16 protein-coding genes are annotated in these 16,742 nt (G+C 68.7%); 3 read left to right on the top strand and 13 right to left on the bottom strand.

Annotated elements, in window-relative coordinates:
- Window positions 1-9: 9 nt before the first annotated feature.
- From fliI to fliF, 4 genes are read right to left on the bottom strand one after another with little or no spacing between them, the layout of a single operon-like run.
- Complete coding sequence (gene fliI, locus LPC04_RS03080) at window positions 10-1,425, bottom strand: flagellar protein export ATPase FliI (protein ID WP_275681910.1); 1,416 nt, start codon at window positions 1,423-1,425, stop codon at window positions 10-12.
- Window positions 1,425-2,222, bottom strand: coding sequence for a FliH/SctL family protein (locus LPC04_RS03085; RefSeq protein ID WP_275680714.1), 798 nt, complete (start codon window positions 2,220-2,222; stop codon window positions 1,425-1,427). The genes fliI and LPC04_RS03085 overlap by 1 nt, the downstream gene beginning before the upstream one ends.
- Window positions 2,209-3,225, bottom strand: coding sequence for a flagellar motor switch protein FliG (gene fliG, locus LPC04_RS03090; RefSeq protein WP_275680715.1), 1,017 nt, complete (start codon window positions 3,223-3,225; stop codon window positions 2,209-2,211). The genes LPC04_RS03085 and fliG overlap by 14 nt, the downstream gene beginning before the upstream one ends.
- Before the next feature lie 30 nt (window positions 3,226-3,255).
- A complete protein-coding gene (fliF, locus tag LPC04_RS03095) occupies window positions 3,256-4,923 on the bottom strand; it encodes a flagellar basal-body MS-ring/collar protein FliF (protein WP_275680716.1) in 1,668 nt (555 codons plus the stop codon).
- Window positions 4,924-5,202: 279 nt separating this feature from the next.
- Between fliF and fliE the strand changes: the two genes are divergently transcribed.
- Entirely contained in the window at window positions 5,203-5,547 is a 345-nt protein-coding gene (fliE, locus tag LPC04_RS03100; protein ID WP_275681911.1) for a flagellar hook-basal body complex protein FliE, read from the top strand.
- Between the two features lie 151 nt (window positions 5,548-5,698).
- Window positions 5,699-6,343, top strand: coding sequence for a hypothetical protein (locus LPC04_RS03105; RefSeq protein ID WP_275680717.1), 645 nt, complete (start codon window positions 5,699-5,701; stop codon window positions 6,341-6,343).
- Here LPC04_RS03105 and LPC04_RS03110 read toward each other — a convergent pair.
- Window positions 6,340-6,651, bottom strand: coding sequence for a hypothetical protein (locus LPC04_RS03110; protein ID WP_275680718.1), 312 nt, complete (start codon window positions 6,649-6,651; stop codon window positions 6,340-6,342). The two genes, LPC04_RS03105 and LPC04_RS03110, sit on opposite strands and share 4 nt — an antisense overlap.
- 44 nt (window positions 6,652-6,695) lie before the next feature.
- On the opposite strand from LPC04_RS03110, the gene LPC04_RS03115 reads away from it, so the two are divergent.
- Complete coding sequence (locus LPC04_RS03115) at window positions 6,696-7,217, top strand: 2'-5' RNA ligase family protein (protein ID WP_275680719.1); 522 nt, start codon at window positions 6,696-6,698, stop codon at window positions 7,215-7,217.
- Window positions 7,218-7,262: 45 nt separating this feature from the next.
- On the opposite strand, the gene LPC04_RS03120 is transcribed toward LPC04_RS03115, so the two are convergent.
- The 8 genes from LPC04_RS03120 to LPC04_RS03155 form a co-directional block, all read right to left on the bottom strand.
- Entirely contained in the window at window positions 7,263-8,657 is a 1,395-nt protein-coding gene (locus LPC04_RS03120; protein ID WP_275680720.1) for an RICIN domain-containing protein, read from the bottom strand.
- A 258-nt stretch (window positions 8,658-8,915) separates the two neighbouring features.
- Window positions 8,916-10,949, bottom strand: coding sequence for a diguanylate cyclase domain-containing protein (locus tag LPC04_RS03125; RefSeq protein ID WP_275680721.1), 2,034 nt, complete (start codon window positions 10,947-10,949; stop codon window positions 8,916-8,918).
- A 16-nt stretch (window positions 10,950-10,965) separates the two neighbouring features.
- Window positions 10,966-11,727 (bottom strand): flagellar brake protein, encoded by a 762-nt coding sequence (locus LPC04_RS03130; RefSeq protein WP_275680722.1) that lies wholly within the window; start codon window positions 11,725-11,727, stop codon window positions 10,966-10,968.
- 127 nt (window positions 11,728-11,854) lie between these two features.
- Window positions 11,855-12,154 (bottom strand): flagellar protein FliT, encoded by a 300-nt coding sequence (locus LPC04_RS03135; protein WP_275680723.1) that lies wholly within the window; start codon window positions 12,152-12,154, stop codon window positions 11,855-11,857.
- A 32-nt stretch (window positions 12,155-12,186) separates the two neighbouring features.
- Window positions 12,187-12,723: a flagellar export chaperone FliS gene (fliS, locus tag LPC04_RS03140; protein WP_420854695.1), complete on the bottom strand. Its 537-nt coding sequence runs from the start codon at window positions 12,721-12,723 to the stop codon at window positions 12,187-12,189.
- A 62-nt stretch (window positions 12,724-12,785) separates the two neighbouring features.
- Entirely contained in the window at window positions 12,786-14,276 is a 1,491-nt protein-coding gene (gene fliD / locus LPC04_RS03145) for a flagellar filament capping protein FliD (protein WP_275680724.1), read from the bottom strand.
- Window positions 14,277-14,494: 218 nt separating this feature from the next.
- On the bottom strand, window positions 14,495-15,346 hold the full coding sequence (locus LPC04_RS03150) for a flagellin domain-containing protein (RefSeq protein WP_275680725.1): 852 nt from the start codon (window positions 15,344-15,346) through the stop codon (window positions 14,495-14,497).
- Between the two features lie 386 nt (window positions 15,347-15,732).
- Window positions 15,733-16,581, bottom strand: a complete 849-nt coding sequence (locus LPC04_RS03155; protein ID WP_275680726.1) for a flagellin N-terminal helical domain-containing protein — start codon at window positions 16,579-16,581, stop codon at window positions 15,733-15,735.
- Window positions 16,582-16,742: the final 161 nt, after the last annotated feature.

The raw sequence follows: 16,742 nt of genomic DNA on the forward strand, positions 1-16,742 counted from the left end.
CGTGATCACTCACAGCTGGATCGCCTTGGTCAACTGATGCTTGCTCTCGGCCATCGTCGCGCGCTCGTGCATGTCCTGCTGCAGCAGCGCGGTCAGCTTCGGGCTCATCTTGACGGCGGCGTCGAGCTCCGGATCGGCGCCCGGCGTGTACGCGCCGAGCTGGATCAGGTCGCGCGCCTTGGTCACCTTGGACAGCGCCTGGCGCGCGATGCGCGCCGCGGCGAGGTGGTCGCGCGGGGCGACGCTGGTCATCACGCGCGAGATCGACTTCTCGACGTCGATGGCCGGGAAGTGGCCCGACTCGGCCAGCTCGCGCGACAGCACGATGTGGCCGTCGAGGATGCCTCGGGCCGCGTCGGCGATCGGATCCTGCGGATCGTCGCCCTCGGTCAGCACCGTGTAGAAAGCGGTGATGGAGCCGCCGCCGGCGCCGGCGTTGCCGGAGCGCTCGACGAGCTGCGGCAGCTTGGCGAAGCAGCTGGGCGGATAGCCGCGCGTGGCGGGCGGCTCGCCGATGGCCAGCGCGATCTCGCGCTGCGCCATCGCGAAGCGGGTCAGCGAGTCCATCAGCAGCAGCACGTGCTGGCCGCGGTCGCGGAAGTGCTCGGCCACGGCCGTCGCGTAGTTCGCGCCCTGCATGCGCACGAGCGGCGGCGCGTCGGCCGGCGCGGCCACGACCACGGAGCGCGCGAGACCGTCCTCGCCGAGGATGTCCTCGATGAATTCCTTGACTTCGCGGCCGCGTTCGCCGATCAGCCCGACGACGATCACGTCGGCCTGCGTGTAGCGCGCCATCATGCCCATCAGCACCGACTTGCCGACGCCGGTGCCGGCGAACAGGCCGATGCGCTGGCCGCGGCCGACGGTGAGCATCGAGTTGATCGCGCGAACGCCGGTGTCGAGCGGCGTGCGCACGGGGTCGCGCTCCATCGCGTTGATCGAGCGGCGCGTCATCGGCTCGTCGCGCACGTCGTGCAGCGGGCCGAGGCGGTCGAGCGGCCGGCCATGCGCATCGACGACGCGGCCCAGCAGGCCCGCGCCCATCGGCAGGTGCAGGCCGCGATCCTCGCTGCGGCGCCAAGGGTGGTTCTCGACGCCGAACTGCGGCGGCAGGTGCGGCAGGGCGCGCGGCATCACGCGCGCGCCGCTGGCCATCCCGTGCAGCTCGCCGGTGGGCATCAGGAAGGCGCGGTCGCCGTCGAAGCCGACGACCTCGGCGGTGACCGGCGGCTCGTTGGGCGAGCCGGAGACGTCGCACACCGAGCCCACGGGCACGCGCACGCCGGCGGCCTCGAGCACGAGGCCGGTCACGCGCACCAGCGTGCCCTGCATCTCGAGCGGCTGCGGCACGCTCGCGTAGTTCTCGATGTCGGCAAGGTAGCGCTGCCAGCGCGCGCCACGTTCGGGGGCGGGAGTCGACGCCATCATTCGGGGAGGCCTCCGACGATGATCTCGGGCGCGTCCCACGTGTCCTCGCGGCCGAAGACGGCGGCGGCGGCGGCCCAGCGGGTGCCGATGCGGGCGTCGACCTGGCCGAGGTCCGAGTCGACGATGCAGCCGCCCGGTTCGATCGTCGGGTCGGCGACGAGGCGTGCGTCGCGCGCCTTCAGCGCCTCGCCGGCGCCGGCCATCACGTGCGGAAGGTCGGCCGGGTGCAGCCGCACGCGCAGGTGGCGTGCCGACAGCACGATGGCGTTGACTGCCTCCTGCGCGACCTTGGCGACGATCTCGGGCCGCGTGTCCAGCTCGTGGCGCACGACCTGGCGCGCCAGCTGCACGGCGGTGCGCGTGACGGCCAGCGCCATCTGCTCTTCCAGGCCGTTCCACTGGTCATCGAGGTTGGCCAGCAGCGCGCCGAACTGGGCGGCCATCTGGCGCGAGAAATTCTCCTTGAACGCCTCGAGCGCGACCTGGCCGTCGCGATACCCGTCCTGGTACCCGCCCTCGCGCGCGTGCTGCACTTCGGCCAGCCACTCGGCCTCGGTCGGCGGCGGCGGGGGCGGCGGCGGCGCGGCGTGCACCTTGTTCTCGGGGCGGTCGGCCGGATGCGGCGACGGCGTCGCGCCGCTGCCGAACGAACCCGGGCGCCACGCGGCGAAGCCCTCGAGCTCCTCGCGCGGGATGAAGCGCGACTGCGGCGCGCCGCGCGGCGGCACGGGGGCCTGCTTGTCGAAGTCCTCGTTGACGCGGGCGTGGAACGTCGAGGCTTTAGAGGAAGTCATCGGCGCCTCCCGAAGCCAGCACGATCTGGCCCTCGTCGACCAGGCGGCGGACGATCTTCAGCATTTCCTTCTGCTCGGACTCGACTTCCGACACCCGCACCGGGCCGCGCGAATCGAGGTCCTCGCGCAGCGTCTCGGCAGCGCGGCTGGACATGTTGCGGAACACCTTCTCGCGCAGCTCCGGCGCGGCGCCCTTGAGCGCGATGACCAGCGACTCGCTCTGCACTTCCTTGAGCAGCGACTGGAAGCCCTTGTCGTCGAGCTTGTTGAGGTCGTCGAACGTGAACATGTTGTCCATGATCTTCTGGGCCAGCTCGTTGTCCGCCTCGCGGATGTAGTCGAGCGCCGAGGTCTCCACCGACGAGCCCATCAGGTTGATGATTTCGGCCGCCGTCTTGACGCCGCCCAGCGACGCCTTCTTCAGCTTCTCGCCGCCGGCGAGCACCTTGCTCATCACTTCGTTGAGATCCTTGAGCGCGGACGGCTGGATGCCGTCCAGCGTGGCAATGCGGATCAGCACCTCGTTGCGCTGGCGTTCGGTGAACGACTTCAGCACGCCCGAGGACTGGTCGAAGTCCAGGTGCACGAGGATGGCCGCGACGATCTGCGGATGCTCGTTGCGCAGCAGCTCGGCCACCGAGCCCGCGTCCATCCACTTGAGCGATTCGATGCCGGTGACGTCGCTGCCCTGGAGGATGCGGTCGATCAGCAGGTTGGCCTTGTCCTCGCCGAGCGCCTTGCGCAGCACGGCCTTGACGTATTCGTCGGTGTCCTGCACCAGCACGTGCTGCGACTGCGCGACCGTGCCGAACTTGTCGAGCACGCCGTCCATGCGCTCGCGCGTGATCGACTTCATGCGGGCGATGGTCTCGCCCAGCTTCTGCACTTCCTTGGGCGCGAGGTGCTTGAAGACGGCGGCGGCCTCTTCCTCGCCGAGGGACATCAGCAGGATCGCGGCGTCCTCGACGCCTTGGTCATCCTTGTTCGATTTGGGCAGCGGCATGTCGTTCTTGTCCTGATCCGAGGGTCTGCTTCAGGCGGCTTCTTCGCCGTTGACCCAGTCGCGCACGATGTTGGCGACGGCCGTGGGGTTGTCCTTGGCGAGCTGGCGCGCGCTCTCCAGCTTCTTGGCCATGTGCGGCGCCTCGAGCAGTTCGGGCAGCGCGTCCATCGACAGCTCGTGGGCGTCGTCGACCACGGCGTTCAGGCCTTCTTCCTTGGCCTCGACGACCGGCGGCGCGAGCGCGGCCATCACGGCCGGGCGCACCAGGCCGAACAGCACGGCCAGCGCGACCAGCGTCAGGCCCGCGGGCACGGCGCCGGCGCGCAGCAGGTCGAGCAGCCACTGCTGCTTCCACAGCGGCACCTCGTCGGCCTTCATCGCGGCCTCGGCCTTGAACGGCGCGTTGATCACCTTGACCGAATCGCCGCGGGTCTGGTCGAAGCCGATGGCTTCCTGCACCAGCGCCGTGAGCTTGTCCATCTCTTCCTGCGTCAGCGGCGTGCTGGTGGTCTTGCCCTTCGCATCCGTGTTGACCTTCTGGTTGACGACGACCGCGGCATTGAGGTGGCGCACCAGGCCGGTCGCGTTGCGCGTGACGCGCACGGTGCGGTCGACCTCGTAGTTGGTGGTGACCTCGCGGTGCCCGTTGGCACCGACCGTGCCGCCCTGCGCGGCCTGCAGCGGTGCCGACGCGCCGTTGATCGGCGCGGTGGCCGGCACGGGCGGCTGGTTGGTCGTCGCGCCCGGCACGCCGGACGGCACGTTGCCGGCGCTGCCGCCGTTGTCGTTGATCTGCTGGCTGTGCACCGTCGCGTCGGCCGGGTTGCCGTTCGGCTTGAACTGCTCGGACGTGGCCTCGCTCTGCGAGAAGTCGATGTCGGCGGTGACCGTGGCACGCAGGTTCTCGCGGCCGACCACCGGCTCCAGCAGTTCCTGGATGCGCTTGGTGTAGCCCTGCTCCATCTGCGTGACGTACTGCAGCTGGGTGGCGTCGAGGCCGGCGACGTTGCGGTCGGAGTTCTCGGTCAGCAGCGCGCCGGTCTGGTCGAGCACGCTGACGTCCTTGGTCTGCAGCTCGGGCACGCTGGAGGCGACCAGGTGGACGATGCCGGCCAGCTGCGAACGGTCGAGCGTGCGGCCGCCGCGCAGCATCAGCACGACGGACGCGCTGGGCTTCTGCTGCTCGCGGAAGAAGCCGTTCTGGTTGGGCAGCGCCAGGTGCACGCGCGCCGACTCGACCGCGTCGATGGAGCTGATCGTGCGCGTCAGCTCGCCTTCGAGCGCGCGCTGCAGGTTGACGCGTTCCTGCGTCTGCGTCTGGCCGAACTTGGCGTTGTCCATCAGCTCGAAGCCGATCACGCTGGACTTGGGCAGGCCGGCGGCGGCCAGCTTCAGGCGCACTTCGTTGACCTTGTCGGACGGGATCATGATCGCACTGCCGCCGGCGGCGAACTTGTAGGGCACCTGCATCGTGGCCAGCTGGGCGACGACGGCGCCGCCTTCCTTGTCGGGCAGGTTCGCGAACAGCACGCCGTAGTCGCCCTGCGAGCTCCACAGGCCGATCGCGACGATCACGGCCACCAGGCCCGCGAGCCCGACGCCCAGCTTCATCTTCGCGCCGGCCGGCATCGCGACCAGGCGATCGAGCGGACCGGGGACGACGGCGAGGGGAACGGCGGTGGCGAGAGCTTGTTCCATGGATGTCGGGGAGTGACCTGGGTTGTTTGCTTTGGCGCCTGGGCTGGACAGGACGAGACCCAGCCTCGGCGCAATGAACGCATTCTTTAGCCTCGGGCCCCCCGACGAAGCCACGAGAAGGCTGACGTTTGTCCAGCAGATCTCTTCTTCTGTTACACGTGCCGTCGCTAAAGTTCAGACCATGCCAGCCGAACCCGCCCTCCGTCCCTCGCGCGACACCGCCCCTGCCGCGGCGCGTCGCCCCGTGGCCGGCCGGGTGACGAGGAGCGCCCCATGGTGATGGACGTCAAGCTCAAGCCCTTCGACTTCGCCGCCGCCGTCGCGCGCGCGGGGCTGCGCACCGACGGCACGCCCATCGCCGGCGGTTCCGGCTCCGCCGGATCGACGTCGGGCACCTCGAAGGCCGGCTTCGGCTCTGCATTGACCGACGCCTTGAAGGGCGTCAGCGACATGCAGAACCAGGCCCAGACGATGCAGAACGAGCTGCAGATGGACAACCCCACCGTCAGTCTCGAGCAGACGATGGTGCAGATGCAGAAGGCGCAGATCGGCTTCCAGGCCGCGATCTCCGTGCGCAACCGGCTGGTGCAGTCCTACACCGACATCATGAACATGCAGGTCTGATCGCGGCGCGCCCGGCCGCTCCGGCCGGACACCCGTACAGGCACCCGTATGCACGGCGTCACCCAAAATGGTGTTGACGCCCGCAACCTCGCGTCCTACCCTGGATTCACCAGGCCTGCTTCGCGGGCCTCGCGTGGAACGGGAGGACTCGATGAACTTCTCCAAGCCCGCAGCGCTGCTCCTGCTCGGCGCGCTCGCCTGCACCGCCGTGCAGGCCTCCGAGACCTACACCTACGACAGCAGCCCGATCCTCGGATTCGGGGGCGGCCCCGGCGTCGAGTTCACGTTCGCGTTCACGGTGCCCGTGGCGCTGGCGGACGGCTCGTACAACTTCGCCGATCCGTCCGAGTTGCCCGCCGGGTTCTCGTACGTCGCCACCGACGGCTACCTGACGCTGACCGACAACGCCGGCCTGTTCGGCGTGTCCGGCCCGCAGCTGACGATCGCGGGCGGCCAGGTCACCAGCTACGCATTCTACGTGCAGGACCTGTCGTCGCCGCCGAGCGCGATCTACGGCTATCCGACGTTCTATGCCGCGAAGCTGACCGGCCAGCCGGCCGACAACGTGCAGCTGACCGATCCGTCGAACCCGAACATCGTCGGCTTCGACTACACGGACGGCAGCGGCGTCGACCAGCACGTGCCGACCGCGGATCGCGGCGACGCGGACGCCTCGGGCTTCTGGACGGTCGGCACGATCGCCGGCAGCGTGCCCGAGAACGGCAGCCTCGCGCTGATGAGCCTCGGCTCGGCCCTGCTGCTCGCGCTCTCGCGCCGGGCGGGCAGGGCACGCTAGGCCTCGTCGACGTCCTCGCCCATCAGCTCGCCGATCTTCCAGCAGGCGCCGCCGACGACCAGGCCTAGCAGCGCGAGCGTGCCCGCCAGCCGCTCGCCGTGCCACAGCGAGCCCAGCCACAGGTTGAACTTGACGGTCTGCACCGTGGCCGTGCCGCCCAGGCGTGCCAGTTCGCGCATCTCGCGCTGCTGGGCGAGCTGGTCGGTGGCGGGGTCGGCGGAGGCGGTGACGTAGGCGGCAGCGCCGGCGACGAAGCCGATGGCGATGATGGCGAGGCCGAGGCGTTGGACGAGGCGCGGGGTGGGCATGGACGGGATTGTCGTCTGGCCCGGCCGTGCTACAAAATCTGCTCATGCGCAAGCTCTACACCGTCGCGTTCCCGAGCCTCGGCGAGGAGGACGCGCGAATCATCGCCGGCATTCGCGCAAGGCACGACCGCCAGGTGAGCGTGCTGGGGCCGCATTTCACGCTGCTGTTCGCCTGCGACGCCGTCGACGAGGCAATCTACGTCGACCATGTCCGCACGATCGCGGCGTCCACCGTCTCGTTTCCGTTCACGTGCCTCGAGACCGAGCCGGACGAGGGCGCCGCCCGCGGCGTCGTCTACCTGGTGCCCGACCTGGGCCGCAACCAGCTGACCACGCTGCATGACCGGCTCTACACGGGCCCGATGGCGCCGCACCTGCGGCACGACGTGCAGTTCGTCGCCCACATGACCGTCGGCCACGCGGCCGACGTCGATGCCGCGGCCGCGCTGTGCGACGCGATCAACGCCGACGGCATCGACATCGCCGGCACCATCGACGCGCTGGTCGTCGGCTGCGTGGAGCACGGACGCTTCGTCGAGCTGGCGCGCTTCGCGCTGCGCCACTGAGCGCTTGCGCAAATCGGCGTGCCGATTTGCGCAAGCAGTCTCCGCTCACTGCTTCGTGAAGCGCCAGGCCTGGTTGACGTTGCCCGAGCACGTCCACTGCTGGATCTTCGCGCTGTCGTTGGTGCTCCAGTCGGCCACGTCCAGGCACTTGCCGCTGCCTTCGTTGGTGAGGACGAAGGTGGTGGCGTCCGAGCCCGGCTTGATCGAGAAGCGCTGCGCGCTCGTGCCGTTGTCGGTGTATTGCTGCACCTTGGCGCCGTCGGCGGTGGACGCCGAGGCGATGTCGATCGCCTTGCCGCTGTTGGTATTGATCAAGCGGTACCAGCCCTGGCCCATGTTCGTGATCGCGAACTTCTGCGCGCCGGTGCCATTGCACTGGTACTGCTGAACCTGCGCGCCGTTGGCAGTGGACGCCGCCGCGATGTCGACGCACTTGCCGCTGAAGGCCGACGTGATCGTGTAGGTGCCGTCGGCCAGCGCGCCCGGCTGCGTCGCCTTGGCCGCGGCCATGATCTTGTAGAACTCGTAGGCCTTGGTGTTGACGAGGCTGAAGTCGTTGTAGTCGCTGCCTCCGCCCGGCATGTCGCGCTGCAGCGCCCAGTACGACAGCAGGCCCAGGCCCTTCTGCTGCGCGAAGGCGGTCAGCTGGGTGGCGTCGGCCTGGCGGAAGACCTCGGTCTGGGTGTCGTTGACGCCGATCATCGGGGTCACGCCGACCGTCGCCCACAGCTGCGCGTCGGTCTTGCCGGTGAAGATGGCCTTGATCTGGTTGAACGTGCCGGTCGCGGCCGAGATGGCGCGCGCGCCCATCGTGGTGGACGCGTCGCCGTAGTCCATCGCCATGACGTTGACCATGGACACGTTGACGCCCGCCGAGTTGGCGCTGCGCAGCACGGCCAGCGCATCCGGTTCGAGCCCGCTCGGGTCGACCGGCAGCGTGAACGAGACATACAGCCCGGGGTATGCCGCCTGCAGCCGCCTGGCGACGTTGCTGCGGCGCGTGTTCAGCGAAGCGATGTCGAGCTGGCTGCCCTCGACGTCGAAGTCGATCGCGCGCGCGCCGGTGGTGTCCAGCACGCTCTTGATCAGGTTGAACATGCCGTCGTCGGAGCATGCGTTCTCGAGATACGTGCCGTCGGCACCGCCGAACGACAGGATCACGCGGCCGCCGGCCGCCTGGAAGTTCACGATATCCGTCTTGCCGGCGCCGCTCAGGTTCGCCTCGAGGCCGCCGCCCAGCGAGCAGCCGCCGCCGGACACGCCGAAGGCCATGGTGGCCGCAGCGACGCCACCGGCGGACTTCGCCTGCATCAACGTGCTCGGCGCGGTGCTGCTGCCGTAGACCCAGGTCTCGAAATAGGGGGCGACCTCGGTCGCCTGCGCGATCGACGCGAGGGCCAGCGCGGCGCAGGCGGCCGCGATCGGGAGTCGGTTGGTCATGGTGTTCCTCGGAAACGTTTGAAAGACGGGATGGCGCGGGCCCTCCGCAAGCCGCGTCCGTTGGGGTCGTGGTCGAGGCTTCTGCCCGGGACGCCGGGTCGGCCTTCTCGTCGCAAGTCATTTAAGTCAAATTGCTTTAATAACTTGGGCGAAGCCTAAGGCGTCATTAAATTGGTTATGACCGGGTTAGTACCACTCCATACCGCGTTCAGGGGATGCGGGCTGTCGGCGGTACGCCGCTGCCGCGGCGCCCAGGCGTCAGTCGGCGAGGAGGTTGGCCGGGCCGGCCGCCCGCCGGTAGGTCCGCACCGTCCCGCGCCCGGCCCGCTTGGCCTCGTAGCACGCCTCGTCGGCGGCCTTGAGCACCGCCTTGACGGTGGTGAAGGTGGCATCGATCGACACGATGCCGATGCTTGCGCCCACCGACAGCCTCTGCGACTCGGCGCCGCTCTCCCACTCGAGCTGGTGGTTGGCGACGCGGGTGCAGATGCTGGAGGCGATGCGTTCGGCCACGCGCACGTCGCAGCCGACCAGCAGCACGGCGAACTCGTCGCCGCCGATGCGGGCCACGGTGTCGTGCGCGCGGGCACTGCTGAGGAGGATGCCCGCGATGTGCTTGAGCAGCAGGTCGCCCGCGGCGTGGCCGCTGCCGTCGTTGACGGCCTTGAAGCGGTCGAGGTCGATGAACATCGCCGCGGAGGGCTCCGCGTCGGCGCGGCCGTCGAGCTCCTCGGCCAGGCGCAGCTCGAACTCGCGCCGGTTGACGAGGCCGGTGAGCTCGTCGTGCGAGGCCGACCACGACAGCTGCTCGCGATGGCGGCGGCTCTCGGTGATGTCGGTGAAGATCCAGATCGTGCCGGCGTTCGTGTCGCCCATGCACACCGGCGCGCCCTGCAGGCGGGCCCAGAAGCGGCTCGAGTCGGCGCGCACGAGCTCGCGCTCCTCGTCGCAGGTGCCGCCGGCCGCGAAGGTCTCGGTGGCCATCCGGATGAACGAGCGGTGCGATTCGTCCGACGGGCAGATCACGTGCGTGCGCATGCCCTGCACCTGCGCGCTGTCGTAGCCGAACAGGCGCGCGAACTGGTCGCTCACCAGCTCGAAGCGGCCCAGGCGCGTGAACGCGATACCCACCGGGGCATTGGCCATCACCGCGCGCATCTTGACCAGCAGCTCGTCGCTGGCCGCGCGCATCGCGGTCTTCTGCCGCAGCACGTGCTGGAACACGCGCGCCAGCTCGCCGAGCTCGCCGCCGGACTGCGGCCACGCCTCCTGCGCGCTGAAGTCCTCGTTGATCAGGCGCAGCGCGCGCCGTTCGAGGTGGCGCAGCGGACGCAGCAGCGCCAGCATCACGAGCAGGATGATCAGGCCTCCGGCCACGGCGACCGCCGAGCCGATCCAGATCGCCTGCAGCCGCCCGGCGCTCGGGCCGCCCAGCAGCAGCTCCGCCGGCGCGCTGCGGAACACCACCCAGTCGGCATCGGGGACGCCGGCCACCGCGACGATGTCGTCGCCCAGGCGCCGCGCCGAGCCCTGCGGCTCGATCGGCGAGCCCTCCGCCTTCCAGCGCGCCACCACGGCGGCGAAGTGCGCATCGGACGCCGCGTTCTTCATCATCCACGACGGGTCGCGGTGCGAGACGATCTTGCCCTCGTTGTCGGTGACGATCGTCGAGACGGGGTCGTGGTCGTCCGTCGCCGGGCGCGTGAGGTCGTTCAGCAGCGCGTTGGTGGACAGCTTCATGCCGCCGATCAGGATCGCCGCGATCCGGCCGTCGCGGTCGAACAGCGGCATCGTCATCACGAACATCGGCGTGCCGCTGGTACGGCTGACGCCCGGCTGCGAGATGACGGAGCGCCTGGCGCGCACCGTACGGCGGATGTAGGCGCGATCGGAGGCGTCGATGTCGGTCATGCGCACGTCGCCCTCCTCGGCGACGGCGATCAGGTGAAGGCGCGCATCGGCGACGAAGACGCTGTCGAACTGGCTGCGCAGCACCTTCTGGTCGTCGAGGAAGGCCGTGACTGCGGCGGGCTTGTCGAGGCGATCGACGGGCACCTGCTCGGAGGCGGCGCGCAGCGATCGCTGCAGCGAGACGATCTTGGCCGACAGCACCAGGCCGATGCGCTCGGCGTTGGCGATCTCGGAATCGAGCACCGCGCGCTGGCTGCGCTGCTCCATCGCGCGCAGCACGAGCACGACCGTGAGCGCGACGCTGGCGGCGATCAGCACGAAGCTCGCGAGCGCGAGCCTGACCTTGAGCGAGCCGGCGAGGTAGCGCAGACGATCGATCACGAGCCCACCGACCAGGCTACTCGTGGGACATCATCCGGCGCCGCTTCTGCGTCTGGTCGATGTAGACCTGCAACGCGCGCTGCGCCGTCGGACCCATGCCGACGATCTCGCAGCCCAGCCGCACCGAGCCGTTCTCGGCGCCGGTGGAAGTGACGTGGTGCAGCATCAGGCCGGCGTCGATCTGGGTGTCGGCGTCGAGCGACAGGCGCACGCCCTTGATGACCGCGCCGGGCTGCAGCAACGGCACGTTGGCCGGCTGCAGCAGCGCGCAGCCGCCGATGCTGACATCGAGCACGCGCAGCGCGAGGCTCATGTCGGGGATGCCGGGATGGCGGAACGATGCCGTCGGCGCCGTGCGCTCGAGGGTGCGCACGCGGAACGTGTTGCGGCGCTGGAAGCGGAACATCTCCGCTGGCAGGCGCGCCTGCAGCACGCTGGCCTTGTGGCCCTGCACCACCACCAGGTCGGTGACGTCGAACTGCACCTTGACGCGGTCGAGGTAGGCGACCGCGGCGCATTCGTCGGCCTCGACGATGTCGTGCACCGCGGGGGCCATCATGTCGGCCGTGAACGAGACGCGGCCGGCGGCCGGGTCGACCGTCCACAGCATCGTCGTGTACGCGCTGCCGTCGGAGGCGCTCAGGTTCAGCGGCACCGCGTCGTCCATCAGCTGCTTGAGCAGCGCGCGGATCTCCCCGGGCGCGGTGACGCGGAACTCGGCGAGGGCGTCGCCGCTTCCCAGGTCATCCAGCGAGGCGGGGCGGGTGTCTTCGAACATGATGGTTGGAGGTCTGGTGGTCTTCGCGCAGCGACTGGTTGATACAAGCTCTCGGGAAGCGAGGGTCACGCCCCGAGCCGAACCGAGCTCCCCCTCGGGGGGCAGCGACCAGCGGGAGCGTGGGGGCTCAATGAAGCATGGCGGGCTTGCCGCCCATCATGTGGTCGAGATCCTCGAGCCACGGCTCGGCCAGGTGGCGGATCTCGGCGTCGTTCAGGAGGATGCGCTGCATGATGCGCGACTTCTCCTTGGCCTCGTTCTGCATCAGGTGGCTCGATTGTGCAGCGTTCTTGAGCTGGGCGATCAGCACGGCGCAGGCGCCCTCGAGCTTGACCACCTCGTCCCAGTTGCCCGTGCGCGCGGCGGCGAGCATCTCGGCGCTGGCCTTCTCGATGGCCTCGTAGTAGTTGAGCAGCTTGGTACTCATGATCTTCTTTTGCGTGTAGGTGCTCGAGGTGTTCACAGGTTGCCCGCTTCCACTTGGGGGCCGATGGCGACCCAGGCGTCCCGCAGCGGACCGATCAGGCGCACGCACTCGTCGAGTGCCGACTCGTCGTTGCGCAGGTTCGCCTGCAGCAGGCGCAGCGAAACATAGGCGTACAGCGCGCTCAGGTCCTCGGCCAGGCGGCCGCCAGCCTCCAGGTTGAGGCCGGCCTTCAGGCCTTCCTCGACGATGCGGGCGGCGCGGCCGATGGCGTTGCCCTTGGCCTCGATCTGCTTGGCGCGCATGGCACCGCGCGCGAGCGTGATGGCGTCCATGAAGCCGTTGAACAGCAGCTCGATCAGCTTGTGGGCCGAGGCCGAGTTGACGCTCGTCTCGACGCCGACGCGCGCGTACGCGTTGGCGAAACCGTGGGAACGTCCGAATGCGGAAGGGGGTGCGGCGGTGAACATGGTTCGAGGTCGGGATCCGAGTCCGTTGTGTGTTCGTCTTGACTTGTTATCGGAAGTGTCGTCGTCGGTCTTGAAGCGGAACTGTCCGGTTTGCGGGGTCAAGTCGACGCAAGCATGGCTTCAGCGGGAATCCGTCGCGAACTCCTGCCGGCCGCCGCTGGCGGCTACTTCTCCATCAGCGAGACCTGCTGCGAGACATAGCTCGACAGCGCGCTCATCTGCGACATCGTCGTGTCCAGCGCCTGGTACTGCGCCGTCAGGCGGGCCTGGGTCGCGTCCAGGTGGGTCTGCATGTCGTCCTGCTGCTGCTGGTTGCGCGACAGCTCGCCGCGCAGCCCGCTCGCGCGCGAATACAGCGTGCCGTTGACGCCGACCGCGTTGTCGGCCAGCGCGCCGAAGCGCACGGCGATGCCGGTGTTCTCGTTGGTCGTGCCGTAGGTCGTGAACAGCTTGGACAGCTCGTCCGGATGCTGCAGCGCCGACGTCAGCTTGGTGCTGCTGGCCACCGCCAGCGTGCCGTCGGTCTGCACGGCGATGCCGATGTCGGACAGCCGCGCGAACATCGACGACGTCGTCGACGTCGTGTTGACGATCGCGCGCAGCTGGTTCTGGAAGCCGATGACCGACGGATCGCCGGTCAGCGGGCTGTCCTGCCGCGAGGTGCCGGGCTGCACCGCGGTGCCCGCGTCGTACTTGGTCTCGAGCGAGATGTAGGACTGCACCGCCGAATATGCCGACACGAAGTCGGTGATCGCCTTCTGCATCGAGGCGGTGTCGGACGAGACGGTGACGTCGGCCGGCGTGTCGGTCTTCTTCAGCAGCGTCAGGCTCAGGCCGTCCGAGATGTTGCTCAGCTTGTTGGTGGCCGACGACACCGCGATGCCGTTGACGGTCGCCTTCGCGTTCTGGGCGAACTGGTTGAGCGCCATCTGCGAGCCGACGGCGCCGGTCGACGCGTCGAAGTTCAGCGCCGCGAGGCTGCTCGTCGGATCGGGGTCGGTGCCGGCCGGCGTGGCGGTGATCTGGAAGCCGTTGGCGGCGCCCGTGGTGGTCGAGCGCAGCGACAGCCGCGAGCCGCTCGCGTCCGTGATGATCGAGGCCGACACGCCCGCGTTGGCCTGGTTGATCTTGTCGCGGATCGAGGCGAGCGACGTGTCGCCCGGCCCGATCGTGATCGGCGGCGCGGCCGCGCCCGACGCGAGGAAGCTGGTGTTGGGCGGCGTGGCGCTGTCGGTCGAATACGTGCCGAGCTGGATCGTGATCGTGCCCGGGGTCAGCGCGGTCGCCGCCGTGGCCAGCGTCGCGGTCTGGCCCTGCGCGAGCTGCTGCACGCTGACCGAGTAGTCGCCGGCCGCGGCGGTGCCGCCGGAGGTGTCGGCCGTCACGACCGTCGAGTCCGACGTGCTGGAGGTCGTCTGCGTCCACAGCGAGGAGTTGGACAGCGCGTGCGCCTTGTCGCTCAGCGTGGACGTCAGGCTCTGGATCTGGCCCACCGCGGAGATCTCGGTCTGGACCGTGTTCGCCTTGTCCTGCAGCAACTGCAGCGGCTGCGACTCCACGGCCATCAGCGACGAGATGATGCTCTTGACATCCAGCCCGCTGCCGAGGCCGGCGGAGCTGATGGAACCCGTCGTCGAGCTCGGGGTGGTGGTCATGGACTTCCTTGGCGGTCTTAAAGCGAACTATCGGCCGACGCGGCGCGTTCTTGAGCCGCGGGCACCGCCCCGATCCGATTCCGAGCGCCCGAAAAGCCCGCCTTTTCGATCGATCGGATTCGTCCGGGCAACGAAAAGGCGCGCCGCGCAAACCCCGCGGGAGGACCCTCGAGGCTTGCGGGGCGCGCCTTTCGTGTGCGCCTGGGCGGTTCGGACGGTCAGCCTTGCAGGAGCTTGAGCACCTGGTTGGGCAGCTGGTTGGCCTGCGCGACCATCGCGGTGCCGGCCTGCTGCAGCACCTGGGCGCGGCTCATGTTGGCGGTTTCCGACGCGAAGTCGGCGTCCATGATCCGGCTGCGGGCGGCCGACTGGTTCTCCACGCCGACCTGCAGGTTGGTGATGATGGCGTCGAAGCGGCTCTGCGTGGCACCGTAGGTGGCGCGCGTGTCGTTGATCGAGTCCAGCGCCTTGTCGATGTTGTCGATCACGGTGCCGATGGCGCCCGAGGTGGCGGTGGCGTCGATCACGGCGCTCGACGAGTTGGTCACGGCGGTGATCGTCGTGTCCAGCGTCATGTCCGTCGTCGCGATCGTGATCGTGTCGTCGGCGGTCGTGTTGGCGCCGATCTGGAAGGTCAGCGAGGTCGCGTCCGCACCCAGGATGTGCTTGCCGTTGAACGTCGTGCCGCCGAGGACGCGGCCGATTTCCGACTGCAGCTGGGCGAATTCCTTGTTCAGCGAATCCTTGTCCGACGAGCTGTTGGTCGAGTTGCGGGCCTGCACCGCCAGTTCCCGCATGCGCTGCAGCGAGTTGCTGACCTGCGACAGCGCGCCTTCGGCCGTCTGCGACATCGAGATGCCGTCGTTGGCGTTGCGCACCGCGACGTTCATGCCGCGAACCTGGGCGTTCATGCGCTCGGCGATGGCGAGGCCGGCGGCGTCGTCCTTCGCGGAATTGACACGCAGGCCGGAAGACAGGCGCTGCATGGACGTCGCGAGAGAGCCCTGCGACATGTTGAGGTTGCGCTGCGCATTCAGCGAAGCAATGTTCGTATTGATCGTCAATGGCATGTGGATACTCCAGGACTCAGGCACAACCGGCGAAAGTGCCGGAACTCAGTTCGATGCGTGGCTGTCAGGCAGGCCTTGCGAGCCTCGCACCTCCAAGCCCGGTACTTGGTCACCCCGACTACGCTCTGCGCTTCATCGCCGGTGCTTCCGGACCGCGTCTCCTCGACCTTTTGGATTGAGGTGACGTTGGATTGGATTGTGCGAATACTTGAGGCCGGGCAAATCGCCGATATGAGGCCTCAAGTCAGGCCAATTCCTGTCCGGGATCCTGGATTTCCGCAGGCCCGGAATGGGCCGCTCCATAGGCAAAAGCCCCGCCGGCTTGCGCCTGGCGGGGCTTTTCTGGAATCGCTGCCGGGGACGCGTCCCCGGCCTGGCGGCGCTGCTTAGCGCAGCAGCGACAGCACCTGCTGCGGCTGCTGGTTGGCCTGGGCGATCATCGCGGTGCCGGCCTGCTGCAGCACGTTGGCGCGGCTCATGTTCGCGGTTTCCGAGGCGAAGTCCGCGTCCATGATGCGGCTGCGGGCGGCCGTCTGGTTCTCGACGCCCGACTGCAGGTTCGAGATGATCGAGTCGAAGCGGCTTTCCGTCGCACCGAAGGTGGCGCGGGTGTCGTTGACGTCGTCGATGGCCTTGTCGATGTTGTCGATCACGGTGCCGATGGCGCCCGAGGTGGCCGACGAGTCGATCACGGCGGTGCTCGTGTTGGTCACGGCGGTCATCGTCGAGTCGGTGGTCATGTTGACCGTCTTGATCGACACGGTGTCGTTGGACGTCGTGTTGGCGCCGACCTGGAAGTTCAGCGTGGTCGCGTCAGCGCCCAGCATGGCCTTGCCGTTGAAGGTCGTGCCGCCGAGCACGCGGGTGATTTCCGCCTGCAGCTGGCCGAATTCCTTGTTCAGCGAGTCCTTGTCCGACGAGCTGTTGGTGGAGTTGCGGGCCTGCACCGCCAGTTCACGCATGCGCTGCAGCGAGTTGCTGACCTGGGCCAGCGCGCCGTCGGCGGTCTGGGCCAGCGAGATGCCGTCGTTCGAATTGCGGATCGCGACGTTCATGCCGCGCACCTGGGCGTTCATGCGCTCGGCGATCGACAGGCCGGCAGCGTCGTCCTTGGCGGAGTTGATGCGCAGGCCCGAGGACAGGCGTTGCATCGACGTCGCGAGCGACATCTGCGAACCCGACAGGTTGCGCTGGGCGTCGATCGACGCGATGTTGGTGTTGATGGTCAGTGCCATGATGATTCCTTGGGAAGGTGATGATTGAAGAGGACTCTTTCCGGCAAGAGCACTGGCGGTTTGTCTGCCTAGCGCCAGGTGCTCCTACGGTCTGAACGGGGTTGTCTATCCACCGCCAGGCCCTTGGCCACTCACCGGACCCAAGCTCGAATTCGTGAGCC

The sequence above is a fragment of the Scleromatobacter humisilvae genome, from assembly GCF_023231945.1.
Taxonomy (GTDB): Bacteria; Pseudomonadota; Gammaproteobacteria; order Burkholderiales; family Burkholderiaceae_C; genus Scleromatobacter; species Scleromatobacter humisilvae.

Excerpts from the sequence above, each read along its gene's own strand:
- fliI (WP_275681910.1), bottom strand. The coding sequence starts at position 1,425 with ATGGCGTCGACTCCCGCCCCCGAACGTGGCGCGCGCTGGCAGCGCTAC.
- LPC04_RS03085 (WP_275680714.1), bottom strand. The coding sequence starts at position 2,222 with ATGACTTCCTCTAAAGCCTCGACGTTCCACGCCCGCGTCAACGAGGAC.
- fliG (WP_275680715.1), bottom strand. The coding sequence starts at position 3,225 with ATGCCGCTGCCCAAATCGAACAAGGATGACCAAGGCGTCGAGGACGCC.
- fliF (WP_275680716.1), bottom strand. The coding sequence starts at position 4,923 with ATGGAACAAGCTCTCGCCACCGCCGTTCCCCTCGCCGTCGTCCCCGGT.
- fliE (WP_275681911.1), top strand. The coding sequence starts at position 5,203 with ATGGACGTCAAGCTCAAGCCCTTCGACTTCGCCGCCGCCGTCGCGCGC.
- LPC04_RS03105 (WP_275680717.1), top strand. The coding sequence starts at position 5,699 with ATGAACTTCTCCAAGCCCGCAGCGCTGCTCCTGCTCGGCGCGCTCGCC.
- LPC04_RS03110 (WP_275680718.1), bottom strand. The coding sequence starts at position 6,651 with ATGCCCACCCCGCGCCTCGTCCAACGCCTCGGCCTCGCCATCATCGCC.
- LPC04_RS03115 (WP_275680719.1), top strand. The coding sequence starts at position 6,696 with ATGCGCAAGCTCTACACCGTCGCGTTCCCGAGCCTCGGCGAGGAGGAC.
- LPC04_RS03120 (WP_275680720.1), bottom strand. The coding sequence starts at position 8,657 with ATGACCAACCGACTCCCGATCGCGGCCGCCTGCGCCGCGCTGGCCCTC.
- LPC04_RS03130 (WP_275680722.1), bottom strand. The coding sequence starts at position 11,727 with ATGTTCGAAGACACCCGCCCCGCCTCGCTGGATGACCTGGGAAGCGGC.
- LPC04_RS03135 (WP_275680723.1), bottom strand. The coding sequence starts at position 12,154 with ATGAGTACCAAGCTGCTCAACTACTACGAGGCCATCGAGAAGGCCAGC.
- fliD (WP_275680724.1), bottom strand. The coding sequence starts at position 14,276 with ATGACCACCACCCCGAGCTCGACGACGGGTTCCATCAGCTCCGCCGGC.
- LPC04_RS03150 (WP_275680725.1), bottom strand. The coding sequence starts at position 15,346 with ATGCCATTGACGATCAATACGAACATTGCTTCGCTGAATGCGCAGCGC.
- LPC04_RS03155 (WP_275680726.1), bottom strand. The coding sequence starts at position 16,581 with ATGGCACTGACCATCAACACCAACATCGCGTCGATCGACGCCCAGCGC.